Source organism: Methylomonas sp. ZR1 (assembly GCF_013141865.1).
Taxonomy (GTDB): Bacteria; Pseudomonadota; Gammaproteobacteria; order Methylococcales; family Methylomonadaceae; genus Methylomonas.
In genome coordinates this window covers 3,893,084-3,913,638 of sequence record NZ_RCST01000001.1, presented here as the reverse complement: position 1 = coordinate 3,913,638, position 20,555 = coordinate 3,893,084, and the positions used below count along the sequence as shown (strand labels likewise).

Below are 20,555 nucleotides of genomic sequence, written 5' to 3'. Positions count from 1 at the left end.
AGAGGGTTAGGGTGAGGGGGTGTAAATAAGTGATTTTAATCCGCTCATCCCAACCTTCCCCCCAAATAAGGAGAAGGAGGTTTTTTAATTTTTAGAGGTCCTCTTGTATGTAAAAGGATTTAATCAAAATCTTGAAAAAACTTTGGTTGCCAAACTGCGTTTTCTGGTTAAAGCCAAACAGGCACTGGGCGAACAGCGTCTCTACCTAGTATTTGCTCCGGCAAATAGGGGAAGAGCAACAGCCTATTCAGCGTATCGCGGAACAGACGGCCATCCCGTTATGAATAAACAAGAAGGCATCGAATTTAAACTTTGCCCAGCATCACAGGAGTGTTGGCAGCATCAGACTAGCTTGCATGCAGCTTGGCAGGAAGCTATTAATTTCCCCGCCATAAAAGATCTCGCAATCCAGGAGTTAATTGATGCGGAAGTTCGTACACTCGATCAACTAGTATTCCGTTTCGGCAGATTGCAGGATGCTATTGGCTCGAGGTTATTGCCTGCAATTTTACAAGTACTGCAAGAATGGCAGGAACACGACGCTTTCCTGGATAAGTCAAAACCAACGGAAAAAGTAGGTGTGTTACCTTCTTTAATATATTGGTTATTCTGGCAACAATTATACAATCCAACTGCTTACAGATACTCTGGAAAACCCGAAATTGTACCGTCAATCTTCGGAGCCTCATGAAGATCGCGCCAATAAATAAGAAAACGACATATTCAGCGGTTTCAGCCAATATAGAGTCTATATCCCAAATCAACAAATCAATGACGAAATCATTTAAAGGTAATCGAAGACTTGCAATACTTTTCATACTGCTCAGTATTGTTTGGATGGGGATCTTATTGACTGAGTCGTCACAGCCCCCAGCCCAACTCATGGGGGAAATATATGGGCTCGATAAATTAGCTCACTTTGTAGCTTTTGGAATGTTGGCCCTATTGATTTGTCTCGTTTCGTTCTGTCTTAACGGCAAAACATTGATACCTTATATGTCTACCCCTTTTTTAGTTGCAGCATTGTCGGGTGTAATTGAAGAGGGGTATCAAATGACGGTACCCTATCGCGCTGCTAGTTTGCCGGATTTGATCGCCGATATTTGCGGAGCTGTATTTGTAATTTATGTAATAAACAAAACTGGCATATTAAGTTTATTAAAACAATGGTTATGACCATCTAAAACGAGTGATTAATGGCCAATAAATTTTTCTCAATATTTCTATCCAAAGGGCACGACACAACAACGGAGTCAGGGCGTAGCAATGAACGATTACGTCGCATAGGCCATACAGCGCTAGCTTCTGCATGTTCCAGAGTGATTAATATATTAAGCGGATTGATTACCGTGCCGATAACACTGTCTTATTTGGGGGCAGAGCAATTTGGCTTATGGATGACCTTGACCGGTTTTGTGGCTTTTTTATCATTTACCGACATGGGGCTGGGAATTGGCTTGCAAAATGCGCTGACAGCTTGTCATGGCAAAGATGACAGAATAGAGCCAAGACGCTTTATATCCACAACGCTAATATTACTCTGCATAATATGTCTTATTTTATGTGGGTTTGCTTGGTATTTATTGCCATACCTTCCCTTAAATCAGTTAGTAAAAGTTTATTCCAAGGATGCTATAGAGGTTTTATTGCCTACTACTCAAGCAATAATTATAGTATTTGCATGTAGCCTACCGTTAGGGATTATTCAAAGAATATTGGATGCTTATCAGGAAGGGTTTCTATCAAATGTAATGCTTAGCGTCGGCAGGTTATTGGGCTTTGCCAGCATTTTTCTCAGTATCAATCAAGGATATGCCTTGCCGATAATGACCACTTTATATATGGGGCTCCCTTTTGTATTTATTGCTTTCGCCGGTTTGTTTATATTTTGGAAGCGTCCTTGGTTAAGGCCCGGGTTTAGATCCATCCATTTCAGCAAAGCGAAGCAAATCGGTAGCGTCGGCGGTTTAGCATTATTAGCGCAATTGGGAGCTTCTATTATGACAACCGGGCCGATGTTTTTGCTTTCGAGTCAATATGGAGCTCAAGCAGTGGCGCCCTTCGCTATTACACAGCGTATGTTAGGAGGTTTTTCTATGGTTTTATCCGTAGCGATGTCACCATTATGGCCAGCATATGGTGAGGCTTTAGCTCGGGGAGATATTGGGTGGATTAAAAAAACGTTTTTTAGATCCGTCAAGATTAGCGCAATAATTATTTTGCCAATTTTTATTATCACATCTCTATATGGACTAGAAATTATAGAGTGGTGGATTTCCGAGAAAAAAACTCTCCCTACTTGGCAGCTGTTAATGGCATGCAATGCTTGGATGGTGTTTATGGCTTGGAATAGAGTGTGTTCGATGATGCTTAATGGGTTGAACAAATTTAAAGGGCAATCTATATATGGAATAATGTTGCCGATAATTGCATTAGCTTCAGGATACTATGTGTCGATTAGTAAAGAGCTACCAATAACATTATGGGTCATTGTATTAATAGGCGAGATATTTAGGTCCGTTCTGTTCGGATTGGAATCGATGTATGTCTTGAAAAGAATGAAGCAAGTCAAGTCCCAAAAATAAAAGACATACTTAATAGAGAATAGAATGATGAGAAATAAAGCATTATTTGGAGTTATACCTTATGCATTTTTTAGGGGGCGTGAGGTTTTGAATAATTTTGTATCAAATGTATTTATGCAATGCTATGCGTATTGGTGGGGGGTGGAGCTAGGTAAAGATTGCGATTTCCATGGAATAACCTATTTAAAAAGGCATTATATTTCTGAAATCTCAATAGGTAGTAACTGTACATTTCGCTCTTCATTTTTATCCAATACTATTGGCTTAAAACAAAAATGTTTTTTATCTACTACGAAAGGCGCTCAAATAGTTATAGGGAATAGGTGCGGCTTTAGTGGAGTATCCATTGCGGCAAATCAGAGAATTAAAATAGGAAGTAATGTATTATGCGGCGCTAATGTTACTATTTCTGATAGTGATAGACATCCATTAGACGCAATAGAAAGAATAGCAGGGAAGGCCGGGAAGACTTCCCCTGTAACTATTGAAGATAACGTTTGGCTAGGAATGAATGTTGTTGTATTGAAGGGAGTAACAATAGGAAAAGGATCGGTCATTGCTGCAAATAGCGTTGTAACCAAGGATGTTCCTTGTAATGTAGTGGCCGGTGGAATTCCTGCAAAAGTTATTAGCCCATTACGGGGGGAGGTTTGATGATGAAGCTCATTAATATTATGCTTGTTTGCCTTATTATTTTTACGCTAACTTCTCAGAAAGCTCGTGCACAAAATATCTTTGTTTCACCAAACGGAGACGACAGGTACACTGGTTTAGAAGACCAGCCATTACGTACTCTCGAAGAGGCAAAAAACAGGGTCAGATTATTTAAGAGCCAATCTCAGAAAGAACCAATTACCGTCCAATTACGTGGTGGGAAATATTCATTAGGTAAGAGTTTTACGTTAGGTGCTACGGATTCTGGTGTCGATCTTTATCCAGTGACCTACCAAGCTTTTATGAATGAAAGAGTGGAAATACTTGGTAGCGAAACCATACAAGCCAGTATGATTAAAGAAGTGCCGGCAGTAGAATACAAATTTTTTTCAAAGCTAAAATCCAATAGTTTGCATATTTATTACATAGAGTCCGAAAAACTTTCTTTTGAACGAGGGAAAAATGATGGTCGCGGGCAGTTTTATCCTTACATTGCCGACCTAAATTATAACGGCAAAAAGTTAGTGAATGCTCACTGGCCTGAATCTAGTTGGAGTAAAACTGTAGCAACATCAAATCAGTCGGACGGTGATGATGGATTTTCTTATACAGATCTGTTTCCAGGTAATCCCAACGACTATCCAAATACGCTGCTGCATGGGTATTTCGAACAAAACTGGGCGGACGAATATTTAACCATTAAAAATATTAGCGAAAATCCTGGATTTATTGCTACTGAAAACCCTAATAGCTATCCAATTAAGTTTAAAGAGGGTCAGCGTTGGCGGGCGCTGAACCTTAGAAGCGCGATGGACGATAATGGTGAATACTATGTCGACTATCAACAAAAACGAATTTACTTTGTGGCCGGCACAGTAAATTTAAGTGATATTTTTGAAGTAAATTCTTTAACTGATCCAATTATTCTCATAAAAAACGCCACCAATATAAATTTTAAGAATATTAAGTTTGGTAATACATTGGGAACTGCTTTTAAGGTTGAAAGCAGTAAGGGTGTTAGTATAAGTAATTGCGATTTTACAAATATTAATGGTAGTGGAATAGAAATATCCGGTGGCGAGAATAATCAGCTAATTAACTCCAGTTTGGCGCATATTGGCGGAACCGGTGTTAATGTGTATGGTGGGGACCGCAAAACCTTAAGGTCATCAAGACATCTCATAGCAAACAATACAATTCAGAATTTCGGCTTAATAAGAAATACCTATGCGCCGGCGATCAATGTCGCCGGCGTGGGAGTAACTGTTGATGGAAACATAATCTTTAATGGACCTCATGCAGCAATATTATTGTCCGGCAACAACCATCTAGTTACCAAAAATGATATTTCAAAAGTGGTGCAGCAGACAGCAGATGCCGGGATGATTTATATTGGGCGAGACTGGTCTATGCGCGGCAGCATAATTACCGACAATTACTTGCATGATTCCATTTCATCAATGGGTGGCGAGATAAACGCAATTTATTTAGATGATCTAGCAAGCGGTATTACAGTTAGTAAAAATATCGTAAAAAATGTAGCGCGCGGCCTATTAATTGGTGGCGGTCGCGACAATGTCGTTGAAGGAAACTTGTTTATCAACACCGATAAACCAATTTGGTTTGACGCTAGGGGGCTAAATACCAAGCGAGACGTTATCCAAAAAGCGTCTCCTGGCTCAACTTGGGATTTAATTTCCAAGCTTAAGAATGTTGACTTTACCAGTCGAGTATATAAATCAGCGTATCCTGAGTTGGCAACGATATTAGATGAACAACCACTTGAACCAAGAGGTAACTCTATAAGCAATAATAACTATACTGGGGTGAATGGCTTCTACAATGGAAATGCACCAGAAAACCCATCGTGGTATTTATTAAAAAATAACCACAACATAAAAGATGCCGATATAAAGAATTTGGCGCCTAGTGGGAATGGTGAATGGTTTGCTTTCGCCAAGCTAGTGAAGGAGTAGGCCATGGACATCGTCAAAAAAAGAACGTCCTCTAAGAAACGTTTAGCTATAGCAATTGCAGGGGTAATGCTCGTGCAAAATGCATTGGCGAACGATTTGGAATTGATATGCCCCTCTGATGCGCCATTAAAAAATATATTGATTATTGGCGATTCTGTATCGAAATGTTATTCGAGTTATATTTGCGAATATATGCCAAAAGATTATGCGGTTTTCCATAATAAAAATAACGCTCTTGATAGTGGTAGCGGCAGAAGACGTTTAGATCTCTGGATCGATAAGAGGCATTGGGATCTAGTGTATTTCAATTTTGGTCTCCATGACATAATACATGACAGAGCAATAAATACGTCATGCAAGGATGTTAGCTGTAAATTGCAAAGAACGAGCGTTGAAAACTACAAGGCCAACCTGAAGTCAATATTATTTTCGGTAAAACAATATAGCTCAAATGTTGTGTACGCATTAACCACGCCTTTTTTACCCGATGTAAAGGATTCTTTTTGGGTATCGAGCGATGTTCCGCTTTATAACGCCATCGCCAGTGAGATTATGGAAGGGCAGGGTGTTCCAATAGATGATTTGTATTCAATAGTGATTAGTAATTTGCAGAAAATTCAGGTTAAACAAGATGTTCATTTTACACCAGATGGTTGTAAAGCACTTGCAAACCGGGTTGCACAAACTATTTCAGGTGTTTTGAAGTGAAGAGAAATATTACTGCCTCGCGGACCTGCTATCGAGAAATAATATGATGGATATTTATAATGTAAAAAATGTAGATAGGGGTGTCTTTATAGAGAAGGGTCAAGCAAAAAGTAAAACTTTCACTTTATTGTTAATCTTGATATGCATTCCGTTTATTCAATTAGGCCTGAACTATTATTTATCCGTACAGGTATTAGCATTTATATTAATATTTATTTTTCTACCAGTAAATGTTTTTTTATATGCGGCGCCAATTGGCTTTTTGGTGTTTGGTTTGATGTGTATACCAGTGTTGTTTGCAGTGAACTCGACTGAAGCAATGCATGATTTATTGAAAACAGCTAGAGAGTTTGTTTGTTATCTACCTATTTACTGCATAATTAAGTACAAAGATAATATTGTTAATGCCATTAAAATTAATGCAAAAATTTACAAAGTCATACCGCTGATATTGATTGGGCTAGCCCTATTTACGATTGTTCAGTATGTGGTTTTAAAAAGTGGTGTGTATTTGGCGTTGCCATACGAGCTTTATGTTAGAAATGCTGGGACTTTGCCTGGCGAACTTGACTTAATCTATTCTAAGATACGCCCATCCGCAACTTTTGGTGAGCCTTCTTATTTGGGGTTTGTTGACGCTTCATTTCTGATTATTGTTCTTCGTGCGTTTAAGAAGTCTTGGTTAAAATCTGTGATGATTGTTTGTATTGTTTTGACAGTTTATTTTTGCCAGTCAGCGTCCGGTCAATTAGCTGTGTTTCTGTTGCTTTTTATTGAATTAATGCAGTCTAAATCTAAGGGATTGACAAAAGTATCTATAATTTTTTCTGCTTGCTTCGTTGTGTTTATAGCCTGGGTGGCAGACTTTTCCACAATCGAAAGGTTGTCCAATTTTTCTGATAGAAAGCAGGAGTCGTCCGGGTACGCACGCTTAGCCGCGCCAGCGATAATAGCATCTGAAGTTTTGCTAAATAGTCCTTTTGGAGTAGTGAACAGTCAACTCGAGCAATTTGTAACAGGGACAAGGGCGATGTCAAAAAATGATTTGGCAGGGGCATTATCAAATGGATTTTACAATTTATTAATTAATTATGGTCTTACTGGCTTTTTACTTTTAGGGTTACTGTTGCACCCAGTATGGAAGGATTGGCTAATTATGTGCTATATCGTTTTGACGACTAGTTTTAATGGCGCTTTTTTGTGTTTCGATAAGTCGGCTGTTATTGTAACGACGCTTTATTTAATGTTTTATCTATCCGCCTCCAGTAATCAAAGGTTAAGTGCAGTTAATGTATAAAAGAATTTTTATGATAGCGGCTTATAGTCCACCGGGTAATTCCACTCTTTTTAATTTAGGTGCATCAAAAAAAATTGAAAGCATGTTGAGGGTTTTACGCCGAATGAATAAGAAGGTGGTGTTGATCAATACTGCCCATAATTCAGAGGAGCTAAAAAACTGTAGTGTTAAACGACAAAACATTGCAGATTGTAAAGTGATCACGATTACACCTTTTAGTTTATATAATCGAAAAATAGGAAAATTGTTCAACCTATTTTTTGCAATCTGGCTCGCGATGCGACTAAGAAAGCCGAGAAAGCAGTTTCTTCTCTGGTGCTATAACGGCTACGCATTTGAATGCTTGTTCGCGTTGTTTATGCCGAAAAACCAGCACATAGTCATTGAAATGGAAGATATGCCGTTTTCAAGAAAACGGGGTTTCATTGATATAAAAAACAGATTGGATAGTTTTTTATTATCCCTAGTACTAAAACGGGTCAAGCTAATTACTTGTGTAAATAATATTATTGCCGATAACTTTAAATACATACCCGCAGAAAAGGTTTTATTTCCCTCTATAATCGGCCAACAATTGGCTAGTCAACATTTTGACGTAGCATTTTCCAGGGCAACACGGACGGTAGGGTATTTTGGTGGGCTAAATACCGAGAAAGGAGCCGATATTGTCCTTGAATTATTAACAGACTTACCTGATGGGTGGCAAGTAATTGTTACAGGCAGTGGTGGCTTAGCGGAACAGTTTTTTAAGTTAGCCAATAGTAATCCTGATAAGCTACTGTTTGGCTACAACGTTCCTGAGAATGAACTGTATCAATTAATGGAAAAATGTGATGTTTTAGTGAATCCACACAAACCCATAGAGGAAATGGGTAACGGAATATTTCCCTTTAAGGTCTATGAGTATCTGTATACTAGGCGATTGGTTTTAACCACTCGATTACCTAAAGAGTCGGATATTATTGAGTCTGCCTTAGTATTTTTTGATGGGTCTGTCGAGTCGCTAAAACAACAACTATCAGAAGCAGACCGATTGTTCGCGGAAAAAATGCTTGCAATTGATATGGCTGCGAAATTTATTTCTGAAAGATATACGGTACAAGGCTTTAGTAACACAATCATTTCTAGCCTTGCTAAATTAAATTAGTGCCCTTTGCTTTCTCTAGTCAAACTGGCAACTTATCACCAGCTTCATTAAAATTCAAATAGACATAAATAGCCAATTCAAACAATGAAGATCTTGCGTATTATTACTACAGTAAATCCGGAGTCAGGCGGTCCTATTGAAGGACTTAAACAGCAGGCGAAGATCGCTATGGCTAAAGGACATACTACTGAAGTTGCATGTTTCGATGAGGAGAATGCAACGCACGTAAAGGAGTTTCCTTTACGTGTTCACGCTCTTGGTCCAATTTTTAGCAAGTACGCATATTCGCGGAAATTTAAGCCCTGGTTATTGGCTAATTACAATCAATACGACGCGATAGTAATCCATAACTTATGGCAATATCATAGTTTTGCTGCCCATGCGGCGCTCAAATCTGTCAATGCTCCTTATTATGTATTTACCCATGGCGCATTAGATCCATGGTTTAAGAAACAATACCCTCTTAAGCATTTAAAAAAATGTTTATATTGGTTCTGGGGAGAGTATCCGGTTATCCGCGATGCGAAAAAAGTGCTGTTTACTTGTGAAGAAGAAAAAGTCTTGGCGCGCCAGTCTTTTTGGCCATATCGTTGTAACGAGCACGTGGTTAATTATGGCACCGCAGGCCATATCGGTATCGCAGATGAACAGAGGAGCTTATTTTTAAATAGCTTTCCTAATTTGCGAGGAAAGCGTTTTCTATTGTTTTTAAGTCGGATTCATCCAAAAAAAGGTATTGATCTTCTGATTGAAGCATTTGCAAAAAATAAGCCGTATGAGTCGGATCTGGAATTAGTTATCGCCGGGCCAGACCAAATAGGTTGGCAGAAAGAGTTGCACGCATTAGCCGTCAGCCGAGGTGTTGCTGACAAAATTACGTGGACTGGTATGTTAGGGGGAGATATGAAATGGGGAGCTTATCTCACTGCTGATGCTTTTATCTTGCCTTCGCATGCGGAGAATTTTGGGATTGTTGTTGCCGAAGCGTTGTCTTGTTCCTTACCAGTTTTGATCAGCGATAAAGTAAATATCTGGCAAGAGGTTGAACAGAACGTAGCGGGCTTGGTAGCTGATGATACTATTGGCGGATGTAGTGATTTAATTGAACGGTGGATACAGATGGATGAATCGGCTAAAAGCCAAATCAGAGAAAATGCCAAGCAATGTTTTATGACACATTTTGAAATCAATGCAGCAGTAGATAGTTTAATGGCTGTATTCGCTCAAGGCGTCAAGTAATATTAGGTCTTTGCGATTGATTCTTAAAGGGAGCAGGTTAAATGAATGATCGTTCGGGCGTCTCTAAAAATTCCGGGGCGCGGTTAAAAGTTATGAAAAGCAATATTCATGCTTGCCTAAATCCAATTGGCGATGCTGCAATGTCCAGCAGGTATGATATTGTTTTCTTAGAGTTAAATATGCACCCTATTTCGGAATACTTTAGAGTGACCATTCCAAAAGATACTGCTTTGAAGAAAATAGAATATATATTTGCTCACTTGGTATTTTCGTGGAAATTATTTAAGAATCGCAGCAAGGATTTGATAATTGTTAGAGAGTTTTTAAATGTGCCTTTGGCATTGTCGTGGCCACTTTGTTTTTGGCTTAGAAAAAAGATATTATTTATTATAAATCACAATTTGCAAAGGGCCCATGCCAGTAAACTGGAAGCTATCTTTTTAAAACTATTATTTAAGTTAGGCATGCGTCCATTGTTTTTGGAAGCTGATGCCGGGCTTGTTGAATTGAACGTTGATCTATTAAATAGTTGTTTTTTAATATTGCCTATTCCCATACTGAAGCCATGCCTTAAAAGTACGCGTGATAACAATTTTACGGTAGGGATTATTGGTGATAACAGGAAGGAAAAAAAGGTTAGTGACGTACTGGAGATATTACACGAAATTTGTCAGAAGAATGGAATGGCTATATTGCTGGGCTCCACAGACGAATCGCTGCTTGAGGAATGGGGGCGGCGCGGGGCAAAGACTATTAATACCGTCGACCCCTCTAACTATGAATTGGCATTTTCCTTGGCAGATGTCATTGTTTTAAATTATGACAAGGCTGCCTACTATTATAGGAGCAGCGGCGTGATTTGCGATGCTATTGCGGCAAACACGGTCGTTGTTTGCCCGGACTATCCCGTTTTAAAAGAACAGATAAATCGCCTTGGCCTAGCCGGGATTTCATTTTCAGATACTACGGAGATAGAATCCATACTCCTAAACATACAAAGCAATTACAGTAAGTTTGAGGATGGGTTGTTATCCCAGCAAAGACATAGAGGACTGCAGAATATTACTCTGTTGCTTGAAAAATATGTAGAGTCTGTTATTTAACGATAAGGAGTAATCGGTTGTGATTGATATATCAGTGATTATACTAACGCATAACGAAGAACTGCATATTGAGCGTTGTATAACGAATTTGTTACCAATTGTTAGTCAGGTTTTTATTGTAGATTCCTTCTCTACCGATAATACGTTATCCATAGCAGAGTCTTTGGGGGCTGTTGTTGTTCAGCGCCCTTGGAAGAATTATGCCGATCAATTTCAATGGGGATTAGATAATTTCCCCATTAATACTGAATGGGTCATGAGGATGGATGCTGACGAATATTTGGAGCCAGATTTGGTTGCGGAAATTACTGAAAAGCTCCCTTGTCTACCCAGTGAAATTAGTGGAATTTGTTTAAAACGTAAACATCATTTCTTGGGACGGTGGATTAAATATGGAGATCGATATCCTCTTGTTTTGTTGCGTATCTGGAGGAATAAAAAAGCTCATATCGAAAATCGTTGGATGGACGAGCATATAGTCCTAGACTCTGGGAAATCAATTATTTTAGACGGCGACTTTGTAGACGATAATCTGAATACTATTGGTTGGTTTATCGCTAAGCATAATAATTATGCCAGCCGAGAAATGATTGACATCATTAATCAGAAATATAAATTATTTTCTCAAGACAAGTCTATTGAAATTTCTGATGCGGGTCAGGCGAAGTTGAAACGGTTTATTAAGGACATTATTTATAATAATCTGCCTTTATTTGTCAGGCCTATATTGTATTTTCTTTATAGATACTTTTTAAGGTTTGGTGTTTTTGATGGCAAGGAAGGTTTTGCTTATCATTTTATGCAAGGATTGTGGTATCGATGCTTGGTTGATCTAAAGTGTCTTGAAGCTGAAATTTCAATGAAAGGCACTACATCTAATAATCAGAAAATTGCGTGTCTAGAAAAATTGACTGGGTTAAAACTTCAATAAACTCTAGTTGGGTATTGAATGTAATTGTTTTTTATTTTCCTATTTAATAGCTTGCGCCTTTACATGTTCTCTTAGGGAACCTCTGATTAATGCAGTTTTTCAAGAAAAATAGATACGCAAGCCATTGATTTAATTGGCGCCTAAAATCGAGATAACGATTTAATCAGAGGTTCCTTAGCAAGGAAACGCCGCTAGACAAGCTATTTTTCGGTTTTCATTTAGTTTAATATCTTAGATATATATTCAATTATTTTTTAAATATTTTAAACGATAGCCAAGTACCCCACCGATTCGACGATCAAAATAATGAAGATATTGCTATATGGAATAAATTATTTGCCTGAGTTAACCGGTATAGGTAAGTACTCAGGGGAAATGTGCGAATGGCTGGCAGAACAAAAACATGATGTTCGGGTTATCTGTGCTCCGCCCTATTATCCGGAGTGGGCGGTTAGACAGGACTACTCAAGTTGGCAGTACCAAGCGGAGTCTCGAGGTGGAGTGACTGTTTATCGTTGTCCACTATTTGTTCCCAATCAACCTTCGACAGTCTCTCGTTTATTGCATCTACTGAGTTTCGCCGTTTCAAGCTTACCTGTTCTATTCGGGCAATTGTTTTGGAAGCCCGACGCGGTAATTTGTTTAGAGCCCACATTTTTCTGCGCACCGGCTGCATTAGTTTTTTGTAAGTTAGGTGGTAGTCGGTCTATGTTGCATATACAGGACTTTGAAATGGATGCGATGATAGGCTTGGGCATGGGCAAAGCCGGTTTCGCGGTCAGAATGGCTAAGGCTTTTGAAGGTTGGCTTATGCGCGGTTTTGATATTGTTTCTAGTATTTCGTACAGCATGTTGAAAAATGCCGCGATAAAAACAGGTCGGTCCGATAATTTGTTTTATTTCCCAAACTGGGTTGACACTGATTTTCTCAGGCCAAATTCCGATGCTAGTCAATTTAGGGAGCGTTGGGGGATTTCTGCTAAAACAAGAGTTGTACTTTATTCAGGCAATATGGGTAAAAAGCAAGGTCTAGAAATTGTTTTACAAGCTGCTGAAATATTGAAGAGTGAGCCTGATTTATTGTTTATCATGGTCGGCACTGGGGCAGCGCAGTTGGAGCTAATGCAATTGGCCAAGCAAAAGCAGTTGAAAAATTTAGAGTTTTACCCTTTACAAGCTTATGAAGATTTGCCGTCATTAATGGCATTAGGAAACATTCATTTAGTTGTTCAAAAACGGGGAGCAGCCGATGCTGTGTTGCCTTCGAAATTGACCGCAATTTTAGCGGTTGGTGGTGAGTGTGTGATTACTGCCGACGCCAATACTGAGTTGGGCTTGCTTTGTCAAAAATATCCCGGAATTGCCCGGTGCATAGAACCTGAAAATGCTGATGTACTTGCGGTAACACTTCGTGACATGCTCTTTAATTTACCGGAAAATAATTCTCGTAAATACAATAAAGTAGCACATCAATTCGCACTAGATAATCTTAAAAAAGACCAAATTCTAAGTAGGTTGGTTAGTAAGCTATCCGAGTATAATTCGTTGAATGTCTGAATATCTTTTGTCATATTAGTATTCAGCGGAGTTATTCTCATCCAAGTTAAAAATAGGGATTCTTTATGAAGTATAGAGCGGATATTGATGGTCTTAGAGCTATAGCTGTTATTTCAGTCGTATTTTTTCATTATTCTATTGGAAGGTATTTTGGTGGGGGTTATGTTGGTGTAGATATTTTCTTTGTAATATCAGGCTATTTAATTACGTCAATCATTTATTCGGATATAACTAATCAAAAATATTCGGTTGCTTACTTTTATTATCGGCGCGTTAGGCGTATTTTTCCAGCTTTATTCTTTGTGTTTTTCGCTTGTCTTATAGCATCTTTTTTTATGAACTTTCCAACGGAAGTTCAGGATATTGGGAAAAGCATTGCATCATCGATATTTTTTATATCAAATATCCTATTTTATGCCACCAGTAGTTATTTTGACCAAAAGATGGAACTCAATCCCGTCCTACACACTTGGTCACTTTCTGTAGAGGAGCAGTTTTACCTTTTATTCCCAGTGCTCGTGTTCGCTTTGCGATCACAATCAAGTTCGCGCCGTGTCGCGGCCTTATCTATCGTTGCAATACTTAGTTTTGCTGCCTCTGTCATTCAAGTGCATTTAGAGCCTACAGCTGCGTTTTACTTAGTTCAGTTTCGTGCGTGGGAGCTATTGATGGGCTCTCTTCTGGCGCTAGATGCATTGCCTAAGCTTAAAAAGCATTGGCAGCTTGAGATTATAGCTAGCTTTGGACTGCTTTTAATCTTGGCCAGTATTTATTTTTACTCGAAAAATACTCCATTTCCTGGACTCGCCGCGCTTGCTCCTTGCGCAGGCGCTGTTGCAATTATTTACGCTGGTGGGCTTCACAATACTGTTGTTTCTAAAATGCTTGGATTGGGCCTAACTCGCTTTGTTGGTTTGATTTCCTATTCCTTGTATCTCTGGCATTGGCCGTTGTTGGTTTTCACTCGGCTGTATCACCAGCCGAAAGGTGCTGTTGAAAAGCTTTCGCTGGTCATTATTTGTGTTCTTATAGCAACCTTTTCTTGGTGGTTTATTGAACGTCCTTTTCGCAAACCAGGTAGTCGTTTAAGTGTTAAAACTACGCTTAAAGCTTCGGCGGGGGTAATGATAGCAACAGCTGCATTGGCAATTTCGCTAGGGGGTATCAGCGCTCAATATTGGCAGTTGCCTGATAGAGTCGATAAAATATTAGCGTATGAAGATTACGATGTAGATAAAAATATGCGAGCGGGGACATGTTTCTTGACTTCGCAATACAATTCATTTTCGCTCTACCACGCTGAAGAATGTCTGAAGTTTTCAACAAATAAAAAGAACATCCTTATTTTTGGCGACAGTCATGCCGCACATCTTTGGTCAGGTTTTCAGGCTGAGTATTCACAGATAAATTTTCTTCAGGCGACGGCTTCTGGATGCTTGCCAACCATAGATTCAAGCGGCGAAAAGCATTGCACTGAGTTGAATAATTACATCTTTAGGGATTTTCTCCGCAAAAATCAAGTTGATGCTGTGGTTTTATCAGGACGTTGGAAGGCTTCAGATGCATCGTCTGTTGAGTCGACTGCTCTTGAGCTAAGCCAACTGACCAGTACCGTTTTAATCCTAGGTCCGATAGAAGAATACGATCAGTCTTTACCGCGTATTTTGGCTCGGGCTGTAGCTGAAAAGTCGGATGAAGATCAGATCGCAATGAAACATAGGCGATCTGAGCAAAAATTAACGGACGATGTTTTTCTTCAGCTTCAGTTCCCTAGAAATGTTAAATATATATCCGTATATAACCTTATGAGTACGCCGAAATGGAAGCTTTGGTCAGATAGTGGAGTTCCTGTTCAATTTGATTATGGGCATTTGACAAAAGAAGGAGCGATGTATTTAGCGGAGAGAATCGGGCCAGACGTTTTCGATGGTTTATAACATTGATTTTTTAATTTTTCGAAAGTTGTTGCCGCTAGTTCTGGATGTCGAAAAAGGCGGCAACAACATGTAAAGCTTATTGTAACAGTCCTATATCTATTGGAATCGGTTTAAAACCAATTTTCGATACAGGGGACTCTGTACAGGTAAAATTAATTGTGCTACCCGAAATATCCAGGCAAGGATCAACATACAAGCTTCCCCATTCTATACCCTGATTTATCCAATCTGTCCATAGTGCGGCCCCTTTTGCCGTTGCGGCATCTAAAATTTTGTAGTCCACTTTGAAGTTACGGGCAGTATGCCAGACTAGGTTGCTTCCTATGGTATTGGTTGCTTTTGGCAAAGTATATTGCAGAGATCTACCATCAGCTTTGCCTGAAATTACAATATTGTGCTGAATGCTATTTCCTTCCGCCCATTTTTCATTATTTATCGGTGCACCTAGCTTTGGATATTTCTCTCGCCAAATAGCGGTGTTAATTGGCATTGTCGATAAGCTGTTTTTTAGAGCAGACCAAGCAAAATACGCCCCTCTTTGGTCCACTAAAATGGCATATTTATTGGTTTTAATGACATTGTTTTCGATTCGGTTATCGCGCCCACCACCTAGTTGAATATCTATATAGCCAGAGTTGACAAGAATATTCCCATATACCGTTTGGCCGCTGACGGCGTCATCAAGATAAATACCTCGAGCGCCTTCATTCATATATTGAATGATATTGTTGGCTATATTGAGAGTGACGCCATTGAGCATATATCCGGTAACGTCGTGAACATAATTATAGCGAATTATGCTGCCTCGATATGTCAAGTCTCTTCCTGATGCATATATTGATCCGCAGTCGCCGCTTTTTTGACAGATATTAGTGATTTCGTTTTTTTCTACCAGATGATCATTTCCGGCCATTACAATTCCATTACCAAAAGCGTTTTTGACGAGGTTATGAGAAACAGTTGCTGCTACACCGCCTATTTCGATGGCTGGTGCGTAGTTGTATAGCACTGTGTCGTAATCGTGAAAAATGTTATTGTGAATTAGATTTCCGGATGCTTGCAAGGTTGGTCTATCACCGCCATAGAGTAGAACGCCACCTCGACCTGCATCATGCAAATGGTTATTGGTGACAGTGATATTGTTAGTGGCATAGCCTTCGATAGCTTTGCCCCCGACATTTCTTATTTCAAGGTTATCAAACACTACGTTTTCTGCATAGGTCAGCGTAATGGCTGTACTTGTACTATGTTGAAAAGTTATATTTCTGAAGTTGAGATAATTTGCTGAATATATTTTTAATAGTGTAGGTATAGAAGAGATTAATACTTGCTTAGCAAGACTAGCTTCAGGTGCTATAAATTTAATCTGGGAATTTGCTATATCGTAAAACCATTCTTTAGGGGTGTTGAGAGCAGATTGAAAATTTTCCAGGTAAAATAATCGACCGCTGGAGATTTTTTGAGTTGTTTCAGAGGCTAAATCTATTTGATTATTCGCAAAGTTAATTTGGGAGACACCAATATATTGGTCATAATAATCGCTGCCAGGTAAGGTATGTATTTGGGCATTACTCAAATCGCCGGTAAATAGAGGCAGTTTTTCAAACACGGTAAAGCTTGTGTTGTCTGTCAAGGGTAGTCTTATATGGGCCCAATCAGAATCAGGCCAACGGGCTAGCTGCATTTTGATTCCGTCTACAAACAGTTCGAACACGGGTGCGTTACCTGCTAGACGCTTTAGACTTTCAGACTTGATATTCGCTAAAGCATCATTGTTTACTGAGCAGCTCAATATTTTTCTTGGCGTTTGGGGGTCGAATGGTTGGCAATTAAGATTGATTGCGCCAGTAATGAATGTTGCGCCTTTTTCACCTTGCCATGTAATTTCCTGCCCAAGAAATCCAGAGTCATTATCGTTCAACTCTAGTGGAGCTTGTAGTTGGTAAGTCCCCCTCCCGACATGGACCGTGATAGCTTCATTGAATTTCCCCGCAGCTTTTAATTGCCGAATAGCGTTTCGGGCGCGAGTTAGCGTTTTGAAAGGGCCGGTTTTGGTCCAGAAATTGATGCTGGGGGACAGGCCATTCAGGCTGTCGCTGCCCGAGGGCGATACGTAGTAATCCTTTGCCGCCGCTGCGGAGCAGAGCGTTGCGAAGGTTAGAGTTATGACAAGTTTAATAAACATAGTTTTCTCCTTTTATTAACTCATGCTCCAATAGCCTGACAGACCACGGAATACAGTCAGCTAATTCAGTTAATATTTGAGGGGTAGTGTTCCGGTCCTTGGTTACGAAGATACTTTGGAATTGTTTCAGAATTGGGTCAACTGCGGGCTAGTCCATTCAACTTGCATCGCCAACACGGAATCAATACTAGCAGCTCTTTTCAATAACGAAATACGTAACCTCACGAATACCGCTTTTTCAACTTCAGTCAGAGTGTAATAAATATTGACGAGCCAAATTGGTGCGCTTGGCTAGCATCTGAACTAAAGCGCGCGGTTCTGACATACTGTTGAAATGTGTTGGTAACAGCCTATCTCGATTGCATGTGTCGACAATGGCTTTTTATGTGCCCATCCAAGCTTATTCGGCAGCCTCTAAAAATCCCTTTTCCTACGTAACCGCAAGGCATAAAGGAGAGGGCGAGGGATGAACATATTTCATATTTAATTCCCTCATCCCAACCTTCTCCCGGAGTGGGAAGGAGATTTTTTAATTTTTAAAGGTTCCCTGTAGCTATGTGCCACCAATGAGTAAATTCGTCAGGTTTGGCGAGAGTGGCGTTGTTGATGCGTGCATCAAGCTAACTGTTCCAGCCTGGCCAAGAGTGTCGAATTATAAGCGGATGATATTGGAGGCTAGGTACAGCCTAAAACATAATGGCTTGATAACCAAGCCATTTTTTTATTTTAATTAAATCTTAATGGTGTGCCTAAGCCTGCTTCATAGGCTGTTCTGGACGATGTGTGAGCATTCATAGATAACTCGTAGGCACGCTACAGGCCTTGATTGGCAACGTCGGGCGCTTGGTCGGTACCGATGAAGCGTCTGGAGTTACCGCCAAGAACTTTGTCGGCGCCGCTTAGCCTTTTGTGGGTACCACCAGAAGTTTTGTGGGCGCCAATGAACCTTCTGTGGTTGCCGCCAATTGGTTTGTCGGCAACCATGAGTTAGTCGTGGTTGCGGACGCGACATTTAGCCGCACCACCAGCGGCTTGTAGAGCTTCTTAAAATGTATATAGAATTAATTAAGCCGTTAGGGTTTTGCCGTCTAATGCGGTTGGTTCTACGGTGGAGTCTGCCGCGCCGATAACTGTGCGGTATTGTATTTTGGAAACCTCTATAAATCCTCTCTCCCTCCTGAAGAAGGCTTGGGTAAAGTATATAACTGATTGATTTTAAATGCATAATAAAAACATACTCCTTTATGCCCTGCGGGTACGGAGGGAGAAGGGAGATTTTTTTTGAGGTTCCAGCTAGTAACAATAAGGAGAATTCAAAATGGCTAAATCCGATTACTTTCCACATCCAGATAGCGATTTATTGATTTGGCATGATCGTTTTAAGGTCAATCTCGCCGCGCGTCAGGCTGAATTTGGTTTATCCGCCGAGGATATTGCCAGTGTCGATAGCGATAATCAGGAATTACATACCAAGATTGGCGAAGTAAATGCCGCTTCAGCGGCAGCAAGGCATGCCACGGCGGCTAAAACTGCCAGTCGCAATAATATCGAAAGCCGAGTGAGAGCCTTAGTCAGACGCATCAAGGCGCATCCGGCTTATTCCGATGCTTTGGGTAATTTGCTCGGTATCATCGGCTCGGAAGATACGACCAAGCTTTCCGAAGCCAAGCCGGTCTTGACCGGGGTAGATCAGACGGGTGGTGTGGTGGTGCTGAATTTTGTTAAATCTAAGAGTGACGGTATCAACATCTATTGTCAGCGCGAGGGTGAGTCGGAGTTTGTATTTTTGGCAAGGGATACGATACCGCCTTATGTCGATAACCGACCTTTACTGGTTGCCGGCAAGCCGGAATTGCGCCGCTATACAGCGGTTTATATCTTAAAAGACGCCGAGGTTGGTCAATATAGTGATGAGTTGGTGGTTAATTGTGCGCCCTGACCGCGTTGGTTTTCGGAGCGCTTTAGCTATGGCAGCGTTCCTCAAACTAATAGGCGGCTTTTAAAAGGCCCTCTCCTCGTGGGAGGAGAGGGTGGATGCGGAGGGACTGTCGTTAAGCTTTAGTCTTGTTATTTCCCCTCTTTGAAATAGAGGGGGCAGGGGAGATTTTCTGAATAAATCCCCCTCGATCCCCTTCATGCCCTGCGGGTACTTTTTCAAAGGGGGAAGCACCTTGACTTAACAGCATTGCCCGGGGGATAGGGAGTGAGCGTAGCAATCCACTCGGTTTATTTCTTCTCACCCCAACCCTCTCGGCAACTACTCCCAGCGTTGCCCTGTTGGTATCGCTTTGATTTAGTCGAATTGGACTGCTTTGAATTGACTCCGGGGGCAAATATAGCGATGCTAGGGTGACAAAATTAAAAGCATCAATTTTCAATTAACCGCCCGATGGAGCACGGAATGCAGTCAATCAAGTCAGTAGGTATTTTCGGAATACGCGTCCCTATTCTGGATTACGAGCTTACGTCAAAGCAATTTTAGGAGTGGATTGGTATTGGTCAATCTCATCAGGTCTGTATCGCCAATGTGCATACCACGGTGGCCTGTCTAACCGATAGAGAGTTGCGCGATATTTCCAACAAAACCTTATCTACCAAGGATGGCTTGCCCCTGGTGTGGTTTGCTAAACTGGTGCATCAAGCGGAGATTAAGACGCGGGTTTGCGGTCCGGATTTGATGTTGAAATGCCTGGATCATGGGCAGCAATTAGGTTGGCGGCATTTTTTTCTAGGCGGTAAAGATGAGGTCTTGGCGGACTTGGTTACCAACATCCGCAAGCGCTATCCACAAGCCGAGCTTGTAGGTTGGCATTCCCCGCTGTTTCGGCCTTTGTCTGACGAGGAAGATCAACAATTGGTGGATTTGATCAACGCCGCCAAGCCGGATTTTCTTTGGGTCGGCTTAGGCGCGCCCAAACAGGAAAAATGGATTGCGGCGCATCTGGATAGAGTGCATGTGCCGGTGCAATTGGGCGTTGGCGCGGCGTTTGATTTTCACTCGGGACACATCAAGCGGGCACCGCTATGGATGCAGAAAAGCGGTTTGGAATGGTGCTATCGGATGGCTAAGGATAGGCGGCTGGTTAAGCGTTATTTTTCCACCAACCCGGTGTTTCTACTACGTTTTGCCTGGGATTTTTTGCAGATTAGAGTGTTGAAGCGCTCGGCGGTTACTTCTTGAAGGTCATCAACCAATGCGCTAAATAACCTCCAAAAAATCCCCCTTACTAAGGGAG

17 protein-coding genes are annotated in these 20,555 nt (G+C 40.6%); 15 read left to right on the top strand and 2 right to left on the bottom strand.

Going from position 1 to position 20,555, the window contains the following annotated elements; genetic code table 11:
• Nucleotides 1-103 precede the first annotated feature (103 nt).
• From DDY07_RS17755 to DDY07_RS17695, 13 genes are all read left to right on the top strand, one after another.
• Nucleotides 104-691 carry a hypothetical protein gene (locus DDY07_RS17755; protein WP_171696849.1) on the top strand — a complete coding sequence of 196 codons (588 nt, stop codon included), beginning with the start codon at nucleotides 104-106 and terminating at the stop codon, nucleotides 689-691.
• On the top strand, nucleotides 688-1,176 hold the full coding sequence (locus DDY07_RS17750; RefSeq protein WP_171696848.1) for a VanZ family protein: 489 nt from the start codon (nucleotides 688-690) through the stop codon (nucleotides 1,174-1,176). Before DDY07_RS17755 ends, DDY07_RS17750 begins: the two co-directional genes overlap by 4 nt.
• A 20-nt stretch (nucleotides 1,177-1,196) precedes the next feature.
• Nucleotides 1,197-2,585, top strand: coding sequence for a lipopolysaccharide biosynthesis protein (locus DDY07_RS17745; protein WP_171696847.1), 1,389 nt, complete (start codon nucleotides 1,197-1,199; stop codon nucleotides 2,583-2,585).
• Nucleotides 2,586-2,609: 24 nt separating this feature from the next.
• A complete protein-coding gene (locus tag DDY07_RS17740; RefSeq protein ID WP_216614772.1) occupies nucleotides 2,610-3,239 on the top strand; it encodes an acyltransferase in 630 nt (209 codons plus the stop codon).
• Nucleotides 3,239-5,215, top strand: coding sequence for a right-handed parallel beta-helix repeat-containing protein (locus tag DDY07_RS17735; protein WP_171696846.1), 1,977 nt, complete (start codon nucleotides 3,239-3,241; stop codon nucleotides 5,213-5,215). Before DDY07_RS17740 ends, DDY07_RS17735 begins: the two co-directional genes overlap by 1 nt.
• Nucleotides 5,216-5,218: 3 nt before the next feature.
• Complete coding sequence (locus DDY07_RS17730) at nucleotides 5,219-5,923, top strand: SGNH/GDSL hydrolase family protein (RefSeq protein WP_171696845.1); 705 nt, start codon at nucleotides 5,219-5,221, stop codon at nucleotides 5,921-5,923.
• 43 nt (nucleotides 5,924-5,966) lie between these two features.
• Complete coding sequence (locus DDY07_RS17725; protein WP_171696844.1) at nucleotides 5,967-7,220, top strand: hypothetical protein; 1,254 nt, start codon at nucleotides 5,967-5,969, stop codon at nucleotides 7,218-7,220.
• The gene (locus DDY07_RS17720) at nucleotides 7,213-8,367 is read left to right on the top strand and encodes a glycosyltransferase (RefSeq protein WP_171696843.1); all 1,155 of its coding nucleotides are present in this window, start codon (nucleotides 7,213-7,215) and stop codon (nucleotides 8,365-8,367) included. Before DDY07_RS17725 ends, DDY07_RS17720 begins: the two co-directional genes overlap by 8 nt.
• Nucleotides 8,368-8,460: 93 nt before the next feature.
• Nucleotides 8,461-9,606, top strand: a complete 1,146-nt coding sequence (locus DDY07_RS17715) for a glycosyltransferase (protein WP_216614771.1) — start codon at nucleotides 8,461-8,463, stop codon at nucleotides 9,604-9,606.
• A 41-nt stretch (nucleotides 9,607-9,647) separates the two neighbouring features.
• On the top strand, nucleotides 9,648-10,709 hold the full coding sequence (locus DDY07_RS17710) for a hypothetical protein (RefSeq protein ID WP_171696841.1): 1,062 nt from the start codon (nucleotides 9,648-9,650) through the stop codon (nucleotides 10,707-10,709).
• Between the two features lie 19 nt (nucleotides 10,710-10,728).
• Complete coding sequence (locus DDY07_RS17705; RefSeq protein WP_171696840.1) at nucleotides 10,729-11,640, top strand: glycosyltransferase family 2 protein; 912 nt, start codon at nucleotides 10,729-10,731, stop codon at nucleotides 11,638-11,640.
• A 306-nt stretch (nucleotides 11,641-11,946) separates the two neighbouring features.
• Complete coding sequence (locus DDY07_RS17700; RefSeq protein ID WP_171696839.1) at nucleotides 11,947-13,197, top strand: glycosyltransferase WbuB; 1,251 nt, start codon at nucleotides 11,947-11,949, stop codon at nucleotides 13,195-13,197.
• Nucleotides 13,198-13,262: 65 nt separating this feature from the next.
• Nucleotides 13,263-15,134, top strand: a complete 1,872-nt coding sequence (locus tag DDY07_RS17695; protein WP_171696838.1) for an acyltransferase family protein — start codon at nucleotides 13,263-13,265, stop codon at nucleotides 15,132-15,134.
• 76 nt (nucleotides 15,135-15,210) lie between these two features.
• On the opposite strand, the gene DDY07_RS17690 is transcribed toward DDY07_RS17695, so the two are convergent.
• A complete protein-coding gene (locus DDY07_RS17690) occupies nucleotides 15,211-17,319 on the bottom strand; it encodes a right-handed parallel beta-helix repeat-containing protein (RefSeq protein WP_171696837.1) in 2,109 nt (702 codons plus the stop codon).
• A gap of 813 nt (nucleotides 17,320-18,132) precedes the next feature.
• Nucleotides 18,133-18,303, bottom strand: a complete 171-nt coding sequence (locus DDY07_RS17685; RefSeq protein ID WP_171696836.1) for a hypothetical protein — start codon at nucleotides 18,301-18,303, stop codon at nucleotides 18,133-18,135.
• Between the two features lie 334 nt (nucleotides 18,304-18,637).
• Between DDY07_RS17685 and DDY07_RS17680 the strand changes: the two genes are divergently transcribed.
• The gene (locus DDY07_RS17680) at nucleotides 18,638-19,258 is read left to right on the top strand and encodes a hypothetical protein (RefSeq protein WP_064008692.1); all 621 of its coding nucleotides are present in this window, start codon (nucleotides 18,638-18,640) and stop codon (nucleotides 19,256-19,258) included.
• Between the two features lie 600 nt (nucleotides 19,259-19,858).
• Nucleotides 19,859-20,500: a WecB/TagA/CpsF family glycosyltransferase gene (locus DDY07_RS17675; RefSeq protein WP_171696835.1), complete on the top strand. Its 642-nt coding sequence runs from the start codon at nucleotides 19,859-19,861 to the stop codon at nucleotides 20,498-20,500.
• Nucleotides 20,501-20,555 lie beyond the last annotated feature (55 nt).

What these genes read in the sequence shown, in the direction of transcription:
- DDY07_RS17700 (WP_171696839.1), top strand. Translation starts at nt 11,947, where the DNA reads ATGAAGATATTGCTATATGGAATAAATTATTTGCCTGAGTTAACCGGT.
- DDY07_RS17680 (WP_064008692.1), top strand. Translation starts at nt 18,638, where the DNA reads ATGGCTAAATCCGATTACTTTCCACATCCAGATAGCGATTTATTGATT.
- DDY07_RS17740 (WP_216614772.1), top strand. Translation starts at nt 2,610, where the DNA reads ATGATGAGAAATAAAGCATTATTTGGAGTTATACCTTATGCATTTTTT.
- DDY07_RS17750 (WP_171696848.1), top strand. Translation starts at nt 688, where the DNA reads ATGAAGATCGCGCCAATAAATAAGAAAACGACATATTCAGCGGTTTCA.
- DDY07_RS17725 (WP_171696844.1), top strand. Translation starts at nt 5,967, where the DNA reads ATGATGGATATTTATAATGTAAAAAATGTAGATAGGGGTGTCTTTATA.
- DDY07_RS17710 (WP_171696841.1), top strand. Translation starts at nt 9,648, where the DNA reads ATGAATGATCGTTCGGGCGTCTCTAAAAATTCCGGGGCGCGGTTAAAA.
- DDY07_RS17690 (WP_171696837.1), bottom strand. Translation starts at nt 17,319, where the DNA reads ATGTTTATTAAACTTGTCATAACTCTAACCTTCGCAACGCTCTGCTCC.
- DDY07_RS17745 (WP_171696847.1), top strand. Translation starts at nt 1,197, where the DNA reads ATGGCCAATAAATTTTTCTCAATATTTCTATCCAAAGGGCACGACACA.
- DDY07_RS17735 (WP_171696846.1), top strand. Translation starts at nt 3,239, where the DNA reads ATGATGAAGCTCATTAATATTATGCTTGTTTGCCTTATTATTTTTACG.
- DDY07_RS17720 (WP_171696843.1), top strand. Translation starts at nt 7,213, where the DNA reads ATGTATAAAAGAATTTTTATGATAGCGGCTTATAGTCCACCGGGTAAT.
- DDY07_RS17685 (WP_171696836.1), bottom strand. Translation starts at nt 18,303, where the DNA reads ATGGTTGCCGACAAACCAATTGGCGGCAACCACAGAAGGTTCATTGGC.
- DDY07_RS17695 (WP_171696838.1), top strand. Translation starts at nt 13,263, where the DNA reads ATGAAGTATAGAGCGGATATTGATGGTCTTAGAGCTATAGCTGTTATT.
- DDY07_RS17730 (WP_171696845.1), top strand. Translation starts at nt 5,219, where the DNA reads ATGGACATCGTCAAAAAAAGAACGTCCTCTAAGAAACGTTTAGCTATA.